22 protein-coding genes and 1 pseudogene are annotated in these 18,740 nt (G+C 42.9%); 12 read left to right on the top strand and 11 right to left on the bottom strand.

Features of this window, described 5'->3' with window-relative positions; translation table 11 throughout:
- The first annotated feature begins 155 nt into the window (after positions 1-155).
- Positions 156-1,220, top strand: coding sequence for an IS110 family RNA-guided transposase (locus AAW31_RS00670; RefSeq protein WP_046848766.1), 1,065 nt, complete (start codon positions 156-158; stop codon positions 1,218-1,220).
- Positions 1,221-1,232: 12 nt separating this feature from the next.
- Positions 1,233-1,434, top strand: a pseudogene (locus tag AAW31_RS20300) (IS3 family transposase); the annotation flags it as partial.
- Positions 1,435-1,574: 140 nt separating this feature from the next.
- Here AAW31_RS20300 and AAW31_RS00660 read toward each other — a convergent pair.
- The 4 genes from AAW31_RS00660 to AAW31_RS23315 all read right to left on the bottom strand — a co-directional run bounded on the left by AAW31_RS00660 (position 1,575) and on the right by AAW31_RS23315 (position 2,744).
- The gene (locus AAW31_RS00660; protein WP_052751980.1) at positions 1,575-2,051 is read right to left on the bottom strand and encodes a hypothetical protein; all 477 of its coding nucleotides are present in this window, start codon (positions 2,049-2,051) and stop codon (positions 1,575-1,577) included.
- Between the two features lie 151 nt (positions 2,052-2,202).
- Positions 2,203-2,433: a transposase gene (locus tag AAW31_RS23320; protein WP_158441317.1), complete on the bottom strand. Its 231-nt coding sequence runs from the start codon at positions 2,431-2,433 to the stop codon at positions 2,203-2,205.
- A complete protein-coding gene (locus AAW31_RS21035; RefSeq protein ID WP_158441315.1) occupies positions 2,414-2,596 on the bottom strand; it encodes a hypothetical protein in 183 nt (60 codons plus the stop codon). Before AAW31_RS21035 ends, AAW31_RS23320 begins: the two co-directional genes overlap by 20 nt.
- Before the next feature lie 70 nt (positions 2,597-2,666).
- On the bottom strand, positions 2,667-2,744 hold the full coding sequence (locus AAW31_RS23315; protein ID WP_392390553.1) for a winged helix-turn-helix domain-containing protein: 78 nt from the start codon (positions 2,742-2,744) through the stop codon (positions 2,667-2,669).
- Between the two features lie 41 nt (positions 2,745-2,785).
- Here AAW31_RS23315 and AAW31_RS23310 point away from each other — a divergent pair, with 41 nt between their 5' ends.
- Positions 2,786-3,010, top strand: coding sequence for a hypothetical protein (locus AAW31_RS23310; protein WP_082110288.1), 225 nt, complete (start codon positions 2,786-2,788; stop codon positions 3,008-3,010).
- Here the strand turns inward: AAW31_RS23310 and AAW31_RS21565 are convergent.
- Positions 2,959-3,111, bottom strand: coding sequence for a hypothetical protein (locus AAW31_RS21565; protein ID WP_162488638.1), 153 nt, complete (start codon positions 3,109-3,111; stop codon positions 2,959-2,961). The genes AAW31_RS23310 and AAW31_RS21565 overlap by 52 nt on opposite strands.
- A gap of 820 nt (positions 3,112-3,931) precedes the next feature.
- Between AAW31_RS21565 and AAW31_RS00645 the strand changes: the two genes are divergently transcribed.
- The 3 genes from AAW31_RS00645 (at position 3,932) to AAW31_RS00635 (ending at position 7,109) form a co-directional block, all read left to right on the top strand.
- Positions 3,932-4,348 carry a hypothetical protein gene (locus AAW31_RS00645; RefSeq protein ID WP_046848764.1) on the top strand — a complete coding sequence of 139 codons (417 nt, stop codon included), beginning with the start codon at positions 3,932-3,934 and terminating at the stop codon, positions 4,346-4,348.
- A 372-nt stretch (positions 4,349-4,720) separates the two neighbouring features.
- Positions 4,721-5,866, top strand: a complete 1,146-nt coding sequence (locus AAW31_RS00640; RefSeq protein WP_200899679.1) for an endo alpha-1,4 polygalactosaminidase — start codon at positions 4,721-4,723, stop codon at positions 5,864-5,866.
- A gap of 820 nt (positions 5,867-6,686) precedes the next feature.
- Positions 6,687-7,109, top strand: a complete 423-nt coding sequence (locus AAW31_RS00635) for a hypothetical protein (protein WP_046848763.1) — start codon at positions 6,687-6,689, stop codon at positions 7,107-7,109.
- 793 nt (positions 7,110-7,902) lie between these two features.
- Here the strand turns inward: AAW31_RS00635 and AAW31_RS00630 are convergent.
- Positions 7,903-8,556 (bottom strand): pentapeptide repeat-containing protein, encoded by a 654-nt coding sequence (locus tag AAW31_RS00630; protein WP_052752360.1) that lies wholly within the window; start codon positions 8,554-8,556, stop codon positions 7,903-7,905.
- Between the two features lie 180 nt (positions 8,557-8,736).
- Here AAW31_RS00630 and AAW31_RS00625 point away from each other — a divergent pair, with 180 nt between their 5' ends.
- Positions 8,737-8,952: a hypothetical protein gene (locus AAW31_RS00625; RefSeq protein WP_046848762.1), complete on the top strand. Its 216-nt coding sequence runs from the start codon at positions 8,737-8,739 to the stop codon at positions 8,950-8,952.
- 169 nt (positions 8,953-9,121) lie between these two features.
- Here AAW31_RS00625 and AAW31_RS00620 read toward each other — a convergent pair whose 3' ends face one another.
- Complete coding sequence (locus AAW31_RS00620; protein WP_144412799.1) at positions 9,122-9,439, bottom strand: hypothetical protein; 318 nt, start codon at positions 9,437-9,439, stop codon at positions 9,122-9,124.
- 12 nt (positions 9,440-9,451) lie between these two features.
- Positions 9,452-9,580 (bottom strand): hypothetical protein, encoded by a 129-nt coding sequence (locus tag AAW31_RS22960; RefSeq protein WP_258920404.1) that lies wholly within the window; start codon positions 9,578-9,580, stop codon positions 9,452-9,454.
- Between the two features lie 21 nt (positions 9,581-9,601).
- On the opposite strand from AAW31_RS22960, the gene AAW31_RS00615 reads away from it, so the two are divergent.
- The 3 genes from AAW31_RS00615 to AAW31_RS00605 all read left to right on the top strand — a co-directional run bounded on the left by AAW31_RS00615 (position 9,602) and on the right by AAW31_RS00605 (position 10,994).
- On the top strand, positions 9,602-9,802 hold the full coding sequence (locus AAW31_RS00615) for a hypothetical protein (RefSeq protein WP_046848760.1): 201 nt from the start codon (positions 9,602-9,604) through the stop codon (positions 9,800-9,802).
- A 112-nt stretch (positions 9,803-9,914) separates the two neighbouring features.
- A complete protein-coding gene (locus AAW31_RS18555; protein WP_052751977.1) occupies positions 9,915-10,235 on the top strand; it encodes a PDZ domain-containing protein in 321 nt (106 codons plus the stop codon).
- Between the two features lie 474 nt (positions 10,236-10,709).
- Complete coding sequence (locus AAW31_RS00605) at positions 10,710-10,994, top strand: hypothetical protein (protein WP_046848759.1); 285 nt, start codon at positions 10,710-10,712, stop codon at positions 10,992-10,994.
- A 323-nt stretch (positions 10,995-11,317) separates the two neighbouring features.
- Here the strand turns inward: AAW31_RS00605 and AAW31_RS00600 are convergent, their stop codons facing one another.
- Both AAW31_RS00600 and AAW31_RS00595 read right to left on the bottom strand, forming a co-directional pair.
- Positions 11,318-12,457, bottom strand: a complete 1,140-nt coding sequence (locus tag AAW31_RS00600) for a DUF1207 domain-containing protein (protein ID WP_235264435.1) — start codon at positions 12,455-12,457, stop codon at positions 11,318-11,320.
- Positions 12,458-12,594: 137 nt separating this feature from the next.
- On the bottom strand, positions 12,595-13,794 hold the full coding sequence (locus AAW31_RS00595; protein WP_046848758.1) for a cupin-like domain-containing protein: 1,200 nt from the start codon (positions 13,792-13,794) through the stop codon (positions 12,595-12,597).
- Between the two features lie 470 nt (positions 13,795-14,264).
- Here AAW31_RS00595 and AAW31_RS00590 point away from each other — a divergent pair, with 470 nt between their 5' ends.
- The gene (locus tag AAW31_RS00590) at positions 14,265-15,080 is read left to right on the top strand and encodes a CheR family methyltransferase (RefSeq protein ID WP_046848757.1); all 816 of its coding nucleotides are present in this window, start codon (positions 14,265-14,267) and stop codon (positions 15,078-15,080) included.
- A 123-nt stretch (positions 15,081-15,203) separates the two neighbouring features.
- Here the strand turns inward: AAW31_RS00590 and AAW31_RS00585 are convergent, their stop codons facing one another.
- The gene (locus AAW31_RS00585) at positions 15,204-16,325 is read right to left on the bottom strand and encodes a site-2 protease family protein (RefSeq protein WP_046848756.1); all 1,122 of its coding nucleotides are present in this window, start codon (positions 16,323-16,325) and stop codon (positions 15,204-15,206) included.
- A 952-nt stretch (positions 16,326-17,277) separates the two neighbouring features.
- On the opposite strand from AAW31_RS00585, the gene AAW31_RS00580 reads away from it, so the two are divergent.
- Entirely contained in the window at positions 17,278-18,516 is a 1,239-nt protein-coding gene (locus AAW31_RS00580; protein ID WP_046848755.1) for a D-alanyl-D-alanine carboxypeptidase family protein, read from the top strand.
- Positions 18,517-18,740 lie beyond the last annotated feature (224 nt).

Here is an 18,740-nt window from a genome sequence, read left to right as displayed (position 1 = left end):
GCCTTTGCGTTGACCTGTCGATCTGGTCCAGGTATTCCCCGAGCGTTGCCGGGCCCAATACTCGTGACCTAATAGGAGCCTTGAATTTGCACCGTGAGTGTCCTGTCCGGTAACTGGGGTTGGTAATGCACTAATCTTGATTAAGGAGTATGAATATGGACGGCACACTGGTTAAAAATGAAGTTATTCTTGGCGTTGATACCCATTTAGATACCCATGTTGGCGTGGTCATCAATGATCAAGGTAAAGTGATAGGGATACTTACTTCGATACCGACTAATAGAGCAGGTTATCTGAAATTACTGACGTGGGCACGATCATTAGGAAATGTTCGTCGTGCTGGCGTTGAGGGTACAGGAACATATGGCGCTGGTCTTGCCCGTTTATTGCGCGAACAGGGTATTGAAGTATGGGAAGTCAATCGTCCTGATCGTGCCAAGCGCCGACTTCAAGGAAAATCTGATCCGACTGATGCTGAGAGTGCAGCACGCACAGTACTTTCCGGTAATGCAACGGCAACGCCAAAGTCACAGTCAGGCGTGGCTGAAGCGCTGCGTATGTTATCGGTTGCCAGACGTAGTGCAGTCAAGGCAAGAACACAAACCATCAATCAACTCAGATCGTTATTAATCAGTGCACCGAATGATCTGCGTGAACGACTCTGGAAAACCAAACCGGAGGAATGCGTAGCAGGCTGTGCACGACTTCGGAAGGCAAAAGGCAGTGTTTTGCATAAAACATTAGCTGCAACACTTCGTTTGCTGGCCAAGCGCTGGCTAATGCTTTCAGCGGAACTAAAAGAGATCGATGTGACGCTTGATCGTTTGACAAGTCAATCAGCGAAGCGCCTTCGAAATCAGTTTGGAGTCGGGCCGCAAACGGCAGCGACACTTATTGCCGTAGCGGGAGATAATCCAGAACGTTTAAGGAATGAAGCGGCCTTGGCTGCGTTATGTGGAGTAAATCCACTGCAGGCTTCCTCTGGAAAAACTATCCGCCATCGATTAAATCGAGGAGGCAATCGATCTGCAAACAACGCGTTATGGACCATCGCGATGGTACTTATGCGCAGCGAACCAAGAACCCAAAGTTATGTGGCACGACGCGCTGCTCAAGGGATGTCAAACAAAGAAATTCAACGCTGCCTGAAGCATTACATTGTTCGTGAATTGTATCCGCTTATTCTCGCAGATTTATCTGATGCTGCTGCAATTACTTGACATAGGAGCGTCAATGCTCCTATGGAAAGCTTCTGGGGAATTCTTAAAAACGAATTGGTATATCATCGAAAATTTAAAACACGACTGCAAGCAAAACAGGAGATTACCGAATATCGAGATCTTTTATAACCGGCAGCGCAAACAGGAAAAATTGGACTACCTATCGTCAGCAGAATTTACACAGCGATACTATGCAAATCTACTCGCTGCTTAATTATATGGACTCCATATTTAACAACACACCTCTTTGCTTTGGCTGATCGTAGAAAAGCTCCCATTTTTTGGAGCCCTATCGACCGTCAGCTAAATGTCACATCGGCCCACTTAGCTGACGGAATAAATTGCTATCTAACTTCAATCTTCATCGGAAGATCCGTTTTCGGAGGCACCTTCATGTGGTTGATGATTGTCGCTTTCAGTCGTTTGCGCGGGTGCAGTTTCTGGTTTACCCTTGAAAGAGAAACGTGCCACATGCGTGCCTTTTTCATCCATTGCGAGGAGCACAGATATTTTTGTATCCGGGGTTATCTTGAAATCCCCAGACCCTCTCATGATATTGCCAAAAACTGGCTTTAGCTGGACAGTAGCGCGATTGCCATCTTTGTCAATAATATTGGCATTTGCCGAGCCTCCGCTAGTTTGCACTGCATTGTGCATGCGATCAGTGACATACAGCTGCAATTGACCATCCTTTGCTATCAGCTCCAGATTATATGGTCCGGCAGCCTGTACTTGACTGTCACGCGCAGATTGGTGCTCTCCCGCTATAACCCAAGCTGGCAATATAAACAGTAACCCCAAAAAAACAAAAGAGAATAGTATCTGTTTCACTGTTGTTCCTCCTAAAGATAACAAATATATGACTGATAAAAACATCAAGAAAACGGGCGCTGCTTTAAACTATAAGCAGCAGAAATTACTATAGCATACAATGACGCTTAACCTTTTTCTTCTATACTGGTCGTACTTCAAATTTCGGCACTCAAGCGCAATCGATAATCTGAAAATTATCGGTCAACAAGGAGCGTAGCGCTTCCCTATAGCCGTTGGAAGCAGCAAAGCAATCATCGCAAGCTTGCTTGAACAAGGGAAAAGTTTGATAGTATTTATCATACAGAATTTCTTTTTTGAAGAATCGCCAATAGCGCTCAATCAGATTCAGATCGGGTGCATAAGGTGGCAGGAAGATCAATTCAATTCGTGGATTGTGCATGGATCGAGTCAATAGCGAATGATTGGGCATAGTCCAGCGCAATCGATAGCGCCATTGAGGTTGATGCGTTGTCGACCTGTGTCGCTCGGAATTTGATGATCCTGGCCACGTCTGATCCATCCATATCAGCGATTGGGTTGTGCTGCGGATGCGTGGCGTCCATGAAATAAATCGGATCATCCGGTGCTTTTTTTTGCTTTCAGGGGTTGATAGTATTCAACAAACTCCCTTTGCTACTCAGCATTAGCTTTGCCTGGAATCAACCTGGGTTTTTTGTAAACATAGCCCAATCGATGTAATAAATGGGTCATGCCACTTTCGCTGTAAGCAACCTCCACGTCTGCTTCACGTAATGCGCGATTTCTTTAGCAGTGAGATAGAGATTCTCACGCAGATGCTGATCCAGCAAGCGCTGCTGTTCCTCTGTAAGCGCAGCGTCGCTGCCGCCAGCGTTGTTTCTTTGCAAGGCAGCCAAACCGCCTTTACCCTATCGCTGGAAGTGATTGCGTACCGTTTCACGGTCAATCAACAGGGCGTGTGCAATCCTGGTGACCGACCCCCTCTACCTAACAGATAAACAGCCTTAACCCGATCAGCATAACGCTTATCAGTATTATGACGGTGTTCAAACTCTAACTCAGCGAGTTCTTGATCGGTTAGGCGGTAGCGTGAGGACATACAACGATTCTATTCTATTCATGACATTGGCGCACTCACTTAAACCAAATTTTCATTCATGAGAAGTATACATGGATAGATTTGAAATTTAGTCATACACTTCACTTCCATATTTTTTTCACAGTTGCTGCAAACTGTTTGCACATTTATTACCTATAGTCAACTCAAGACTAGTAATAAACTACTTGATTATCATTAATCATTAGGAGAACTGGACTATGCATGCAAAACTATATGGTATAGTAATTATTTTGGTATTACCTTTGACGGTAGTCGCACATTCAGGCGAGGAAGGAAATCATGAACAATACCGCGCTAAAAAATAGAGCGGCTCAATAGAGAACTGAGGTTAAGTGAAGATCAAAAAGTAAAAATTGAAGCCCTTTTTAAAGAGAGAGCAGGGCGACAAACACAAAGCAATTCGTGAGGAAACTCAATCACGATTAAAAAAGATATTAACTCCTGAGCAAAATACCAAGCTGCAAGAAATGAAAACGTATCATCATGAGAAAAGGTGTGAAAAGCATCGGGAAAGAAAACAAGAGCAATCAGAAATTTCCCGGAAATTGAGTAAGTACGATGTTTAATACCCTTTGAAAATTAATATTAATTCCTAAACAAAACCAAGGTTAGGCTAAGTTGTTCAGCTAAAATTAGTTTTAGCTGAACTAGGGTACAGAGTCTTAAATTATAAATAATTTCATGATTCCCATTAAGATATGAGCATAATTCAATGCTCTGAGCAAGTTGCGTTATGACGTGAAAGCTATTGTTACGCAACAAATAAACGCTTACATGGACTAACAAAATAATTGAAATTATGAGAGCAATAAAAATAATGCTGTTCATAGTAATTAGCTCTGTTATGTCTTCAGTATATGCTCAATCATATCAAGACGTGAAAAGAGCAATGACTAAAGCATCACAGGTAGCAGTTGCCGGGTTCAGAGAATCCAGAGTATCTGGCATGATTGAGAAAATAGCGGAGTGCTACGCTCAACTTTCAAAGAAAATGTTTTATTGTAGCTATATTGATATAGCATCAAGATATATTGAGTTAACAGTTTCGCAAGTTATGGGATATTCGCCAAGCCAATTTTTTACTGATGATTCATTTTCTGACAGAATGAGTGAAATATTCGAAAGAGCAAATATGGATATAGATCAGGCAAACGAATATCTTAGCCTCATCTCTCCTGAAATCAACGAACTCGTTGATATAGAGCTATCGAAATGAAACTGGTTTGATATGCGATTGCGATTGCTATTTCTCTATCATGATATGCTTTGTCATTGCCGTTCTTTGGCACGACTGCTCAACAGGGACATATTTCGCGCAAATAGTTAAAACGCTTGCATTATGATCTTTGAAGGTGATGAAAAACTATAGATACTCATCGGATCAAGACATAATTTGATCTCCACCGTGCAAGATCACAAAGGGAAGATTTTCTTCTTCTCCGGCTCCATAGCGGACAGGCAGAATACATAAGTTGTTCTTAGCAAGGTTCCTCCTAATGAGGAATAAAATTGTATGCAATCGTATTATTGTCACCTTAACTTTTATTCCTTAATATTAATAATATAATAAAGAATAAATAACAATATCATGTTGATCATACTGATACTTTTTCTTCTATTAACTAATAGTCTCGCTTTAGCAGATGCATTAAACCCACCTGTTATTTTAGTAACGCAAGAAGGCACCAAAATATCGGCTACATGGTCTCCAGTTCCAAATGCCAGTGGCTATCAGTTATTTTATGCACCTTTTCCTTTTACCGGTCCAGAAAGCATTAAAAATGTTGATATGGGTAATGCCACATCTGGCTCAATTGAGTTATGGGATGGCGCTGCTTTCATTGTTGCAGTAAAAGCTCATAATGATGCAGTTAGTAGCAATTACTCCAATATTGAATTGTTTTTTCTTTCTAAAGCACCGTTACTTGATCCTGATGCACCAGCGGTTACTACTGGTAATTGGTACAAACCGCCTGTAGCAATAACCTGGCAATGGCAGTTAAAAGCTGCTAAGAAAGGCGCAATGAAAAATGCAATGAATGACACCACTGAAGATAATGACATCGATATGAATTATCCAGTTCAACTTTACGATATTGATCTGTTTAATTCTTCCCCATCCTTGATTAATACACTCAAAGCTTCTGGCAAAAAGGTTATCTGTTATTTCTCGGCAGGCAGTTATGAAGATTTTAGAGCAGATAAAGATAAATTCCAGCCTGCTGAACTGGGTAATCCTTTGGATGATTGGCCAGATGAGCGATGGCTTGATATTCGCTCGCATAACGTAGCAGAAATCATGATTTCACGGCTCAATTTAGCCCTACTAAAAGGTTGTGATGGCGTGGAACCGGATAATATAGATGCTTATCAAAATAATTCAGGCTTTGATATAAGCGCCAGGGATCAGTTGGCATTTAACAAGCTTATTGCCAATGAAGCACATAAAAGGGGGCTGTCGGTTGGGCTCAAAAATGATTTGGATCAAATTCCTGACTTAATCAATTATTTTGACTTTAGTATTAATGAGCAATGTCATGAGTTCCATGAGTGTGACGCGCTGATCAATTTTATTGCTAACGGCAAACCTGTGTTAAATGCAGAATATCAGCAAAGCTATATGGACAATCCGGCTGAGCGCCAGGCGCTTTGTGATATTTCTAAAGGCGCACAATTCAGCACATTGATTCTACCAGCAGCTTTAGATGATAGTCGGCGATTTAGCTGTTTTTGAAAATGAATACTTAATATTGCACCGCACATAATACAACGCACTATTTATTCGGTGAACAATAAATACTCACTTCTGAATCGCTAATTAACATGAGCTCGGGATAAGAAAGCAGCAAAAGAATCTGAATTCCTGATGATAAATAGCTTTTAAAAAAGAGTTTCATCATTATTCGTGAGGAGGAATCCTCGCTTAAGGTCCCGGTGAGTAGCGTGAACAATCCACTGGGTTGCAAAGGATTATGATAAGTATCAATACAGCAACAATTAAAATTATCTTGATGCAAATTTTGCATCGGCTAGGTAGGAAAAAGCTTTAGCATATTTTTATAGCACTCGAAATAGGCATTACCCATACTCAAGATAAGGCTGTTATCCACAGCATTATCCACGGAAAATGTGGATAACGAGCAAACCTAGCAAGGCTAATATCTTTAAAACTATGGGCATCATACACAGCAATTCCTATTGCTCCCATACTGCTCTACGTTTCAACAGATCGCATCATAGCGAGACTACAACCACAAGAAGAACAAATCGAACAAAAAGGAATCAAACAGATTGAAACAACGAAATCAATATTACTAAACAATCAAAATCATTCTCAATAATCAACACAACCAACATGCGTAATCCATACTGCCGTATCGAAACAGGCGGATTGGACTAAAACTTCATCCTATCTATCAAACAGGGCAGCTATATATATGCATGACACTAAATGCCTTGTTATCCCAGCAATAAAGTGTCATTTTATTGTTAAAACATAGAGTTGTCTGATAAAAGTTCGGCAGCTGTAGTGACAACTTTATAAGGAGGTAATAATGAAAAAGCTACATCCTAATATCAAAACTGAGTCAAATCGTGATTACGCCAATATCCTTCGACAGTTTTGCAATGAAAAGAATTACTCTGGCGTTTTGCTTGTCGATTATGGGACATACGATAATCTTTTATACAAGAATGAAACCAATATTATTGCTCCAGTACCTCAGCAGTTAAAATATCAAGATAAGATAATTGTTGCCCCCTCTGTGGATGAACATAACACGACTGTTGCTCTTGAGTATGGCTCACTTTTTGCGGTTATCAATATGCTTGAAAATCAGCATGGCGAGATAGAAGAGCTTGAGCCAGGTTTTTCAATCATTACAATAAATTATCTTTGCCAATTAACAGATGATATTGTAAACGGCAAGCAAGAGCAGCTCCAGTTCATATTACCGCCACCTAAAAATCTTCAATAGAATTTCTTTAATTCTGAAAGTCTTCGGCGGGAATTAAAGGCTCCTAAAAGAAAACGAAGGTGCCGAGGGAATCGATATCTCCCAAGTATGCCATGTAGTACGGCTGACCTTGTTGGCATGACATGCTACTTATTTAAGCCGCCTTCGGGCGGTATTTTTTTGCCATATTCAATTGATTTCAGGATAAGAAAAGCTGTAAAGGGAACCTGAATTCCTTATGGTGAAGCGATTTTAGAGAAAAATCTCCCTCATTATTCATGAGAAGAAACCCTCGCTTAATATCAGACTTCCTCAAGCTCTTCCAATCGAGATGTGATGATTCTTATGTCGAACTCACGTTATTACAGTCTGTAACCAAGCGAACGAACGCTACTAAGAAAGTATACGGATAGAGTAAAGAAGTGGTGGGACTCCCTGCGATACTTTGTTTTAGAGGGAGGATTATCCTTAATCAAATATTCTCTTCACGCAGTTTCATTCTCAATCAGAAATAACATAAAGGCGAACCGCAGGCAGTGTAAATAAGCAGTAAAGAGAAACCAATAAAGACGGTTTAATTTAGATATGGGAAAAGATGTATAGAATTATACAATTACCAGGCTCTTATAATGAATAGCAGGAGTCGTGATACCGTCGTGATGATAGCTCCCTCACTTGCTATTGCCGACCAGCGGTGACGCGAATCTGCATCATTTATTTAATCAATCTGGTTACAAAGATTCGATGAGTAGATTCAGGCGCTATTCGAGTTGTATGCTGCTGATACACAAGAGTTGGAGAAGCATCGCACGCTTTAGGGGCAGTTCTTGCATCCGCTCGTACGTGTCATGTTAAAAATAGTCTGATCGAGATTGGCTCCACTCAGATCTGCGTCAGTCAGATCGGCACCAGTAAAATTTACTCCCTGCAAATTAGCGTTAACCAGAGATGCTCCCCGCAAATGAGTTGCGCGCATATTAGCACGCTGAATATCGGCATTATCGAGTATGGCATTGCCAAGCTTTGCGTTGGTGAGATCTGCGTTGGTCAGCATGGCTCCTGTTAAATTAGCGCCACTGAGATCAGCATTTTGTAGAATGGCCCCTTGCAGATTCGCTTTTACCAGTTGGGCGTCATTGAAGCGTGCGCCCCGGGCATTCGTTTTTACCAGTGAGGCCTGGTTCAAGTTGGCCTCGCGTAGTTGGGTACTCGATAGGTTCGCTTCATTCAGATTGGCTCCAGTCAGATTCGCTTTGGAAAGTATCGACCGAGTGAACTGAGAATTTGCCAGATTCTCATTTTGAAGATCGCTCCCATACAGGTTCATATCCACACAAAACGTGCCCCGCCGGATATTGCATCCTTCTATACTGCGCGCTCCTTGGGCAAGTGCTTCAAAGCAAATAAACAAAACTAGCAAGAGAGAGCATCGAAAACAATTAGCGAGCAATCGGAAAGCAGGGTGCATAGCAGTGCGTAATATGAGATATCTATCAGATGAATGCACGATGAGTCTGGCCCCGTATAATTGATTTTTAACGGTGGCCGATAGGAATACGATTTTTCTTCTGGACATAAGTATCAATGTAACTCCCTTGGAAACGCACGATTTAGGTAAGCTATTCAAAAAATGTTTAATCCATGACTCATGCGCCAAGGCTCTCAAGACTGCACCACATCGACTGACGCTTTCCGTAATTACAGCACTGATCGGCAGCTTCCTATGCCGCTTCGAGTTCAGCCCGGAGTCACGCATTATGCTTCGAGAGAAGTCTTGATATTTTACTCCGATCATCTTCGAGCGCATGCATTCGAGAAGCGCGTTATTCTTAATATCATTGCATTGGAAGGAAAGTTAATTTAAATATTTTTTAATCTAGCCGGAATGTACCCAGAATCCTATATGTTGTCAAACATGTTGAGAAATGATCCGGAAAGTAATTTGGCTAACTCAAATTGAAAAAAATTCTGATAATTTTTATGTATTGCAGCCACGTTATCGGCCGATTACTCGAGAGAAACGAGCTGTAATCTCAAAGTATTACTAATGATACGATCGAATAAAGTGACATGACGGCGGCAGCGAATATCGGCGAGAGCAGGATGCTAAAGAAAGGATAGAGCATACCTGCTGCTACAGGTACTCCAGCAGCGTTGTTAATAAACACGAAGACCAGTTTTTGTCGGATATTGCTCATGATTGCCATGGATAGCTTGCGAGCGCGAACAATACCGGACAGGCCGCCTTTGAGACATGTAATGCCCGCGCTTTTCATGGCGACATCGGTCCCTGTCCCGATAGCAATGCCTACATCGGCCGCAAGCCAATGCGGGTACATTGTCGATGTCATCGACGATCATAGCTACCTTTCTGGCTGCCCCCGTAGTTTTCTGCCAATTTTGCCTTTGTCTTCCGGCAGAATCTCTGGTTTGACTTCGGTGATCGCAAGCTTGGCGGCGACAGCCTCAGCAGTGCGGCAATGATTACTCATTATTCCATTTCTAAATTATAAATGACGCGAAAGCGAGCCGCAGATAGAGCGAGTTTCTTTGCTTCCGGCGCCGTGAGAATGGCATGCGCCAGCGTCGATCATTTCTCCATGGTAAATACTCAGCCTGTGCTTCTCAGAGCACAGCAGGAGATAAGCCATATATTGCTGATAATTTCCTTTGTTATCTGCATGATGGAATTTGCTGCTTATCCTGTATTCTAATTCTAATAAGAGGCTGAAAAATAGGATTGATAAATTTTAAATATGGCAGTGCGGAAAATACTCGTTCTGATCATTAGGAAATATTTAAAAAACCTTTTTGCAGGAGAAGACTATGGCTATTGATGTTAATCTGGTACAGGCAGTCTGGGAAAAAGGAAGAGGGACGCAAGAGCAAGATATATCCGAGTGGCGCAAGGATCAATGTGGTGCATGGATAAATCGACAAAATTATAATAATGCAAAGTCAGAATATGGCTGGAAGATTGTAAATGTTAAACCAGGTAGTCCGGATCACCTGGAAAACCTGCAGCCATTTCACTTGCAAAATGATTTCGATATTGCTAATGATAAGCCACATTGCAGAGTTACAGCTGATCGATCTGGCTTAATGCCCACCCAAAATGTGAATATGCCACACAATGCTGACGTTTGATCTGTTGTCTATGACTTATTTTTCACTGTCTGGGAAATGTTTCCAGAAAATAGTACTGCTAACAGTCAATATCTGATTATTCTACTTGAATGATTGATTAAATTAGCTGGATTAATTGAACGAGGAAGTTCCAGGATTTTATTTGAAATTTCGAATGGATTTAAACCCAGCTAATTGGCTGACAACCTAATGCTTTGTTATGTTGATGCTGTTTGGGGTGTTGAGCGGAATGAGTGTTCTTTTCAGGTTCAGGACAAAGTTTAAGAGACATATCGGAGTGGGTGATGATAAGTATCTGGCGGTCCATGCTATTGTTTCTGCTTTTGAATCTGTTCAACGGTTATACATTTTCTACTGAGCCGCCAGAATATTGTAAAAGTACTACCAATGCTGATGCCATAGTATGCTTTGCCTCGCATCCCTCCTATTGTGATAGTACAAGCTTTGCTAACTCAGGAGCATGTTTCCTGATGAATGCATTTTACTGTGAAAGCGATAGCAATGCGAATTCGGGTGCGTGCTTCATATCACACCCAATATATTGCAGTAGCTCTAGTTACGCCAATTCAGGTGCCTGCTTCCTGGCTAACGAAGCTTATTGCGAAAGTGATAGCTATGCCAATTCCGGTGCATGTTTCGCATCGTACCCATCCTATTGCAGCAGTTCTAGCTACGCCAATACATCTGCTTGCTCGGGTGCAAGGCCGGCTTACTGTCAAGACAGCATTTATGCAAACTCGAAAGCATGTTCCCGTTTAGTCAAGCCCAGATCTGGCCAAATTTTAGAGGTTGCTCGCCGCTTGGGAACGCCGGTAGACGTGAACAGCCTCATGTGTGAGTTGATGAAATAATCAGCAATGTTGGAATGGTAACGATTAGTAAGTAAGGGCTAGCTCAAAGCCATGATCTAATTCCATTTCCAAATCAAAACTGACTTTGTCGGCTTCACCTTGCCGTATTATTTATACTGTCTGCGGCTCGCCTTCGCCTCATTTTTGATTTGGAAATGGAATGATATAGCCTCAATGTGCCTGCCTCACTGATTTATCTTCCTTTGCGCTATACACTTACTGGGTTTAAAGTTAAAAGTGATAGTGCGCACCGATTCCGAGATACTCAGCTTTCTCTTTGTAAAACTGACCAGTGGGAGAGTTACCGTTAAAATACTCTATCATAAACTGCAGTTTGCGACCAAATACCTGATGCGTGTCGAACTGAAAACCGGCTCTGGCAGACACATCCACGTTCCAATCGTTCTGTTGGTGATTCTTTAAGTCAACAGCCAGTAGAGGTCTCATTGCGGCAAAATCGAGACGCCAAGGGCTTCTGAATTCAAGCCCATATTGAATTGACCAGGGTTTAATGGTTGAAGGATGTTTGTGGAAAATACCCCCCCCTCCGCCATAGACTCGGATTCCGTATGGCAGCTCATATGAAAGCTTGAGATCAGCCCCTTCATAACTCAGATTGACGCGTTCCAACCGGGTTCTCAGTAAAAACTCATCGCCGAGATGCGAGCTTTGATGAAAAATACGGGCAAAAGCGGAAAGTTGACCCATGCGCATGCTTGAGTAAACAGAAGCAATAAAATCAGTATTGATCAGATCGGAAGATTTTGCATCGAGATTAAAGTCGCTAAAAACACCCGCTTGCAGTCCTGCTTCCCATTGGATCGTGGTTGGGCCAAGATTGGCGCGATAGAAGGGGATAGTTTCGCCGAAGCTGACTGCCCCATTATTTTCTCCATCAATATCGGCACCTACATAATTGCGATAACTGGCAGAGAAATGTGCCCAGCGTGGGTCAGCCAGTAATGGCAAAAATAAATGGCCGGTTGGTAAAAAACCCGTAGGAAAAACTTTCGCGACTTTCCCAGAGGGAGTGATCGGTGTTTCCTGTTTAGCTGGCGGTGGCAGAACCGCCAGCTCTTGTTGAGGAACGCCCTCAACCAATTCGACACCGGTTACTCCCGGGATTTCAGATAACATTTGTTGAACTTGAGCACGATCTTCGGGTGACAAGTTACCGACTGGCAAGGTAATAACACCGTTGCGTACCACCAGGGAAGAGAGATCAAGTTGAAAATCACGTTTGAGCATCCCTGTGGCATAACCTGCAATATATGAATCATCTGGGATCACATCGCTATAAATGGGAAATGACAGGAACAAAGCGATCCCAAGAAGAGCAAAAAACCGTACAGCACGCATCATTTTTGCCATGATATTTTTTGCCGGTATTTATCGTCATATAAAGATAGCAGTTTTTCCGTCATTGTGTACTCGTGTTTAACCGATCAAGAATAGTCAAATGGGCTAATTAATTTCAGTTTTGTTGAAAAATAGCAGCCAGGTCTTTTTCAGTAGAGCGGGGTTTCCTGCTCGTTGTGGTCAGTATCTTTAGCTAGATCGCCAATATTACCGCGTATGCTGCTGCTGATAACTTCGACGCAGCTTTTCCAGAAGCCAGCGGAGAGCAGCTGCAGGCCACGGAAATACCTGTTCGACATCACTGCTGGCGCACTGTATCGACAAGTAATCCCTAACCCTTCCTCATCTAGATTGATGGTCTTGTGCCACATCCACGCTGGAAAAAATAAAACATCTCCCGGGTGCAGATCGAATTCATAGCGCGGTGCGTATTCCACCAATGCATACGTATCACGATCGCTTGGTTCGCCTTGCTCATCAGCACGAAAATCTGCAAACCGACGCATACCATTGCCACGAGCAGCTGGATATAACAACCAGGAATACTCGGACTCAATCAACGTCCAGTGCTTGGATCCTGATACAGCTTGATACCAGTTGATACCTTCCTCGCAGTGGTAATTAGCGTTCAACCCTTTACCCAAACCAAGTATAAGAAAACTCAGAATGGGCTTGGATGGACGGCCCATCACGGGGAAATAAGCATGTGACCGTGGAATACCGAAATAATGGTAGAAGGCTGGGTTTTGGTCGAGCAATAATTGTTGCGGAATGAAATTACGGCGGAGATCGAGTGCAACTTCGCTGAGTGATGTATTAATCATTTTCTTAGCGTTCTTGTCCAGAACCTGCACTATGGTGTCTGGAAATCGCTCCGCTAATCTTGCAAGTGTCCAGTCCTGGGGCGCATTTTCTACAAAGCCACGTAAAATGCATGGAACGGCGCGTTTGACATGCTCATGGTAAAACTGGTGTGGCTCAATCTTACCAGGATGATATTCCGCAATATTTAAAACAACTCGGCGTGGTAGATTATAATTTTGCAATCTTTTTAGCATGCGCTGCTCTGTTTGCCGACGCATTTTTTGCAACAGGTTAGGATTATTAGTGAGATGTTGACACAACATGATGCTCTTTAGTGCCAATACATTTCCATATCCTAACGGCAGTTTCACTACACCGCGTTTACCCATTCGCTCCACAAACAACATGCGTAAGAAAAATTGCTGCTCTACCACCAATTGCCACGTAACATATAAAAATGTCGCCATGCCAGCTAATGGGGTAGCCAGCATGCTTTTCACAGACGTCAGAGTCGTTCTTTTCAGTGTTTTGTCAGCAATCTCCATTGAAATACCTCTTTGGTTTTTTCTCAATATTTAATTTCAGCTTGAGAGTTGGTTCCTGCGAAAAACTTCATCATCCGTTTAGCCAAAATATTCTGGCGTCAGAACCATACTGAACCAAATAATTGGTTCAATATGGCTTAATGTTTGTGTCGATTTTATGATTGACACTTGAAGCAGCGCAGAAGCAATGAATCAAACTGTTCAGTTTTGTTTTATGTTGATGCTAAAGAATAACAAAGAGACAAGCAATAATGCATAAGCCTACAATTTTTATTCCATGCTAATACAATAATTATATTGAAAAAAAAAGCAAGCGATCTGGCTGGCGCGTTATTAATCCAGCCAGATAAAGTTTTAACAATGCAATTAAATTGCTTGCAATAAACTGGATGCAAGAGCATTGTTTTTATAGGAAGTAGTGCTAAAACAATAACAGGAAAGAGAAGCCAAGTATTAAATAGCTAACACTTATGAAAGATGAAGCCTGTATTCATTTCTTGCAGTGGGTCCTACCGCAGATGCAGCTGCGTTGGCCGGGTTTCCGTCGGGTTAGAAAACAAGTATGTAAACGTATAGGTCAGCGTATTAACCAGTTAGGTCTTGTGGATGAATCGGCTTATCGTAATTATTTGCTTAACCATGTCTCTGAATGGCAAATCCTGGCCAGCTTGTGTCATGTTACTATCTCGCGTTTTTACCGCGATAAAGTCGTTTTTAACCGACTTGAAAGTGAATTAATACCCCGATTATGTGCTCAGCTGCAACTACGAGGTGAAAAATACTTCTATTGCTGGTGTGCAGGTTGCGCCAGAGGTGAAGAGGCTTATAGCCTGGTGTTACTCTGGACTTTCGTTTTGCAAGATCGCTATCCAGAAGTGGTCATTTCGATTACTGCAACAGATATTGAGCCACTCATGATTCAACAGGCGCGCAAAGCGTGCTATCCATTTAGTAGTGTCAAGAATTTAGCACCTGAATGGCGTCAAAAAGCGTTCAGACAAATCAATGATCGATATTGCCTTTCTCCTATTTATCAGCATCCAGTCACCTTCTCGATAAGCGATGTAGAGCAGGATATAGACATGCGATCTTATCATTTGGTGCTATGCCGCAACCTGGTGTTTACCTATTTTAGCTTGGAGAGACAAGTGCAATTTCTACATAAATTACAAACACGACTATTAGAAGGGGGGGTATTAGTATTAGGTGCGCATGAGCGCTTGCCTGAAGGGGTAAGCGGATGGCGCCAGTGGCAGCCACGATTACCGATCTATGTGCGTGAATAATAAACCCTCATATTTCCAGTGTATAGGTAGGGGCATTACCGGTTAGCCATTTATCGGCTGGATGCTATATTTCTTATTGGCTATATAGGATAAATCCTGATAGTTGGAGCCATATTGACGAGGCTAACGACCGGTATCAAGGTGTAATTGCAAAATCTTCAGTATATGTTCGCGATCGATCCAGCCAATAATTTTCCCCTGGTCGAGTACAGGCACTTGGTTAATGCCATTCTCATTCATGATTTGTAATACCTCAAGGATGCTGTTAGTAGGTTGTGCGATACTAAGGCGTTTAAGCGGGGTCATGATCTTGCGCACTGACGTGTTGGACCATTGCTCACGTGGACACTTAACTATATCACTAAGTGATACTAAGCCGATAGTCTGGTTATCTTTAATTACTAGACACGCACGATGGCCGGTTAACAACATGTTTTCATCTATCCAGGATAGTATGCTCATGTCTGCAGTTATCATCGGGACTTCTTTTTGTATTACATCACCAACAGATACATGGCCAGCCAGGTGCTCCCTGAAATAAGTACGCTTGCTGTCCTCTGCCATGGCAAGCAAGAACCAGCTTATCCCCATTAGCCATAAACCATTGACCAGCATGGCTGGCTGTAAGGCTATCAGCATTCCTGTCATCATCAAACCATAGGCAACTATCTTGCCACTCATTACAGCCCATTGCATTCCTTTAACAGCATTTCCAGTCATTTTCCATATCAGGGCACGGAAAATACGACCCCCATCCATTGGAAAACCAGGTATGAGATTAAAGATGGCTACTACAAGATTAATAGTTGTTAACCACTCGAGTACTGCCGTGGCGGTTTCGCTGTAGGGCATTAGCCAAAGTTTAAGTAAATAGAAGAGACCCGCGAGAGCAAAGCTTACCAGAGGCCCTGCAATCGCAATGAAGAATTCGGTTGCGGCAGTATCTGCATCCTTCCCAATTTGTGCCACTCCTCCAAAAACGAAGAGTGTGATGGCGCGCACCTTGATTCCGTGAGCGATTGCTACCAGACTGTGGCCTAATTCATGCAGGATGATGCTGACAAAAAATAGCAATGTGGCCAGCAAAGCGGTCAGAAATGTGTCATGACTGCTCCATTCTGGATGGGCATTTCTGAATACAACGAAAAGTGAGCTGATTAGCAAAAAGAAGACGATAAACCATGTATAGTGCACGCCGATACGGATACCAAAAACAGTGCCGAGACGAAAAGAAGATTCCAGCATTATTCAATTCTCCTTCGATGAAGTGGTAATTTCATTGCTAAACCAAAATTGACTTTATCAGCTTCACCTTTCCGTATGATGGATACGGTCTGCGGCTCGCCTTTGTGTCAGTTTTGATTTGGCGATGGAGTAATAGACACCCTATACGCCTTAAGGGTACCTCTAAAAATTCATATTTGCGAGCATCCGCTTTGTGGATTGCCTGCTTACCTCGTCTCGTCACTATACTTCGTTGTTCACAAAAGATGTTTCCTTACTTATCAGTGATAGGCTGCGTCAACATTTTTGCTCTCGCCTTGTCTTGTTTAGAACTCTGAATTTTTAAAGACGGCCTTAAATCCTTCCGCAGAGAATCAGTGCAAATAATTAGATGTATTAATAGCCACAAATCAGGTATGGCGTTTAACCGCAATTCGGATAAAATCACAGCTATTACATTGACCTGACTTTAAATTGCTATGGGGAATGATTCGCTGTATTTATGCAGCCATGGTTGGCAACCAATTAGATCGTGGAGTGTGTGAAAAAATTAATGCATGGAGCAATCTGCTCGGCAGGCGTTAAACGATAAAGCAACATAGCCTTTGAAATATGCAAATAAGCAGGATAAGGAAAAAGCTCAGGTTATTTGATGATCATGCAAGGGAGGATATATATATCCATCATTTAAGTTTGCCACTTGTATGTGATTTGTTTAGCAGCCATTGAAGGCTGATGGGTGCCAAGTTCGGCCCTATGATTTCGTTTTTCCTAAATCCTAGGCTGTCTCGAGACATTGCGATTGCGGCGTAGGTGACGACGATGGATAAGTTAATTTATATGCTATTCAGTAGCAGTTTGTTTCATTTTGTCTATTGACAAGACAAGATGATGAGTGGGCTCATCGATAGATAACTTCATTGATTGATTGATTGATAGAATGATTTGCATTATTGCAGAAAGGAAAGGTTCCATGTTTGCTGTGAAAGGTGCAAGGAGAGAAGATTTTTTTGCCCTTGCTGTATTGTTGTTACTCTTCCTGGTAAGCCAGGTACAGGCGAATCCTCGCCATGCTTCCATCGTGATCGATGTGGATACGGCTCAAGTGCTGCACGAGTCACATGCTGATGCCAGCCGTTACCCAGCTTCTCTAACCAAGATGATGACGCTCTACATGTTATTTGAGGCGGTGGAGAAAAGGAAGATGAGTCTTTATACTTCCATGCGGGTATCGACTCATGCAGCATCCATGCCGCCGACCAATATCAGGCTACGATCGGGTGAGGTCCTTAGCGTACGTGATGCGATTCCAGCATTGATAGTCCGTTCTGCCAACGATGTGGCAGCGGTAGTAGCCGAGGCGCTGGGGGGTACTGAAGCTAATTTTGGCCGCATGATGACGGAGAAAGCACGCAAGCTTGGCATGCATTCCACTATTTTCCGCAATGCCTCCGGTCTGCCGCACAGTGAACAGAGAACTACGGCCCGGGATATGGCGATCTTATCTATGCGGTTAATGAAGGATTTCCCTCAGTACTACCATTATTTTTCGACCCAATCCTTTCGTTACAAAGGTATGACCTATCATAGTCACAACCGTATGGTACGTAACATATCCGGTGTAGATGGCCTGAAAACCGGCTTTATCCGGGCTTCTGGCTTTAATGTGGCTACTTCTGCCAAGCGAGGAAACCGACGGGTGGTTGGGGTGGTAATGGGAGGACAAAGTGCCACCTCGCGCGATCAGCATATGGCCCAGTTGCTGGATCGCAGCTTTACGCAATCAGTTATGACCAAGTCAGCCCGTAATGTCAGCAGTATGGTGGATACGAGGCCAGTCGTAGCCATGAGAGCCAGTATGTCGGCTCCTCTCTCCAAACCAGCCTCCTTGCAGCCAAGAACTATCGAGACGGCCATGATGCAGCAGGCTACTCAGTCAGAAGCCACTGTTGCGTCCCAGAGGGCTGTTGTGGTGGATAGCAACAACAGATGGGGAATTCAGATCGGTTCCTACCGTGCCTATGACCGGGCCCAGGCCCAGGCGCAAGCTGCTACCCGCTGGGTAGCAGGTGAAGTGGTGGTCACTGAGGTTGAGGTTCGCAATCGCAAACTCTATCGAGCTCAGTTGGTGGGTTTAGAGAAAAACGAAGCGCATACTGCCTGCCAGAGCCTGGTTCGTCAGGGAATGGGATGCCTCGTGGTACGGTCCTGATTTTCCGGCATGACTGCCCTGATCAACAAACTGCACAGTTTAATTTTCTTGCCTACTTTGACATCGGAGAGCACTATTTTTGCTAGTGGTATTATCAAGCTAAGTAACTGCTAAATAAGAGTTGATCAGTCTGTATGCCAAAAATAAGGATGGGGTACCAGAAAATCGAGGACATAAAAGACGAAACTTGGAAATTGCAGTTGACTGCTTAATGGGAGAGTTAA

Source organism: Nitrosomonas communis, from assembly GCF_001007935.1.
Lineage (GTDB): Bacteria > Pseudomonadota > Gammaproteobacteria > Burkholderiales > Nitrosomonadaceae > Nitrosomonas > Nitrosomonas communis.
This window is presented reverse-complemented; position numbering and strand designations above follow the sequence as displayed.

Coding starts and splice junctions, on each gene's coding strand:
- AAW31_RS00670 (WP_046848766.1), top strand. CDS start 156: ATGGACGGCACACTGGTTAAAAATGAAGTTATTCTTGGCGTTGATACC.
- AAW31_RS23320 (WP_158441317.1), bottom strand. CDS start 2,433: ATGCACAATCCACGAATTGAATTGATCTTCCTGCCACCTTATGCACCC.
- AAW31_RS21035 (WP_158441315.1), bottom strand. CDS start 2,596: ATGGACGCCACGCATCCGCAGCACAACCCAATCGCTGATATGGATGGA.
- AAW31_RS23315 (WP_392390553.1), bottom strand. CDS start 2,744: ATGACCCATTTATTACATCGATTGGGCTATGTTTACAAAAAACCCAGG.
- AAW31_RS23310 (WP_082110288.1), top strand. CDS start 2,786: ATGCGCGATTTCTTTAGCAGTGAGATAGAGATTCTCACGCAGATGCTG.
- AAW31_RS21565 (WP_162488638.1), bottom strand. CDS start 3,111: ATGTCCTCACGCTACCGCCTAACCGATCAAGAACTCGCTGAGTTAGAG.
- AAW31_RS00645 (WP_046848764.1), top strand. CDS start 3,932: ATGAGAGCAATAAAAATAATGCTGTTCATAGTAATTAGCTCTGTTATG.
- AAW31_RS00640 (WP_200899679.1), top strand. CDS start 4,721: ATGTTGATCATACTGATACTTTTTCTTCTATTAACTAATAGTCTCGCT.
- AAW31_RS00635 (WP_046848763.1), top strand. CDS start 6,687: ATGAAAAAGCTACATCCTAATATCAAAACTGAGTCAAATCGTGATTAC.
- AAW31_RS00630 (WP_052752360.1), bottom strand. CDS start 8,556: ATGCACCCTGCTTTCCGATTGCTCGCTAATTGTTTTCGATGCTCTCTC.
- AAW31_RS00625 (WP_046848762.1), top strand. CDS start 8,737: ATGCGCCAAGGCTCTCAAGACTGCACCACATCGACTGACGCTTTCCGT.
- AAW31_RS00620 (WP_144412799.1), bottom strand. CDS start 9,439: ATGACATCGACAATGTACCCGCATTGGCTTGCGGCCGATGTAGGCATT.
- AAW31_RS22960 (WP_258920404.1), bottom strand. CDS start 9,580: ATGAGTAATCATTGCCGCACTGCTGAGGCTGTCGCCGCCAAGCTTGCG.
- AAW31_RS00615 (WP_046848760.1), top strand. CDS start 9,602: ATGACGCGAAAGCGAGCCGCAGATAGAGCGAGTTTCTTTGCTTCCGGC.
- AAW31_RS18555 (WP_052751977.1), top strand. CDS start 9,915: ATGGCTATTGATGTTAATCTGGTACAGGCAGTCTGGGAAAAAGGAAGA.
- AAW31_RS00605 (WP_046848759.1), top strand. CDS start 10,710: ATGCATTTTACTGTGAAAGCGATAGCAATGCGAATTCGGGTGCGTGCT.
- AAW31_RS00600 (WP_235264435.1), bottom strand. CDS start 12,457: ATGGCAAAAATGATGCGTGCTGTACGGTTTTTTGCTCTTCTTGGGATC.
- AAW31_RS00595 (WP_046848758.1), bottom strand. CDS start 13,794: ATGGAGATTGCTGACAAAACACTGAAAAGAACGACTCTGACGTCTGTG.
- AAW31_RS00590 (WP_046848757.1), top strand. CDS start 14,265: ATGAAAGATGAAGCCTGTATTCATTTCTTGCAGTGGGTCCTACCGCAG.
- AAW31_RS00585 (WP_046848756.1), bottom strand. CDS start 16,325: ATGCTGGAATCTTCTTTTCGTCTCGGCACTGTTTTTGGTATCCGTATC.
- AAW31_RS00580 (WP_046848755.1), top strand. CDS start 17,278: ATGTTTGCTGTGAAAGGTGCAAGGAGAGAAGATTTTTTTGCCCTTGCT.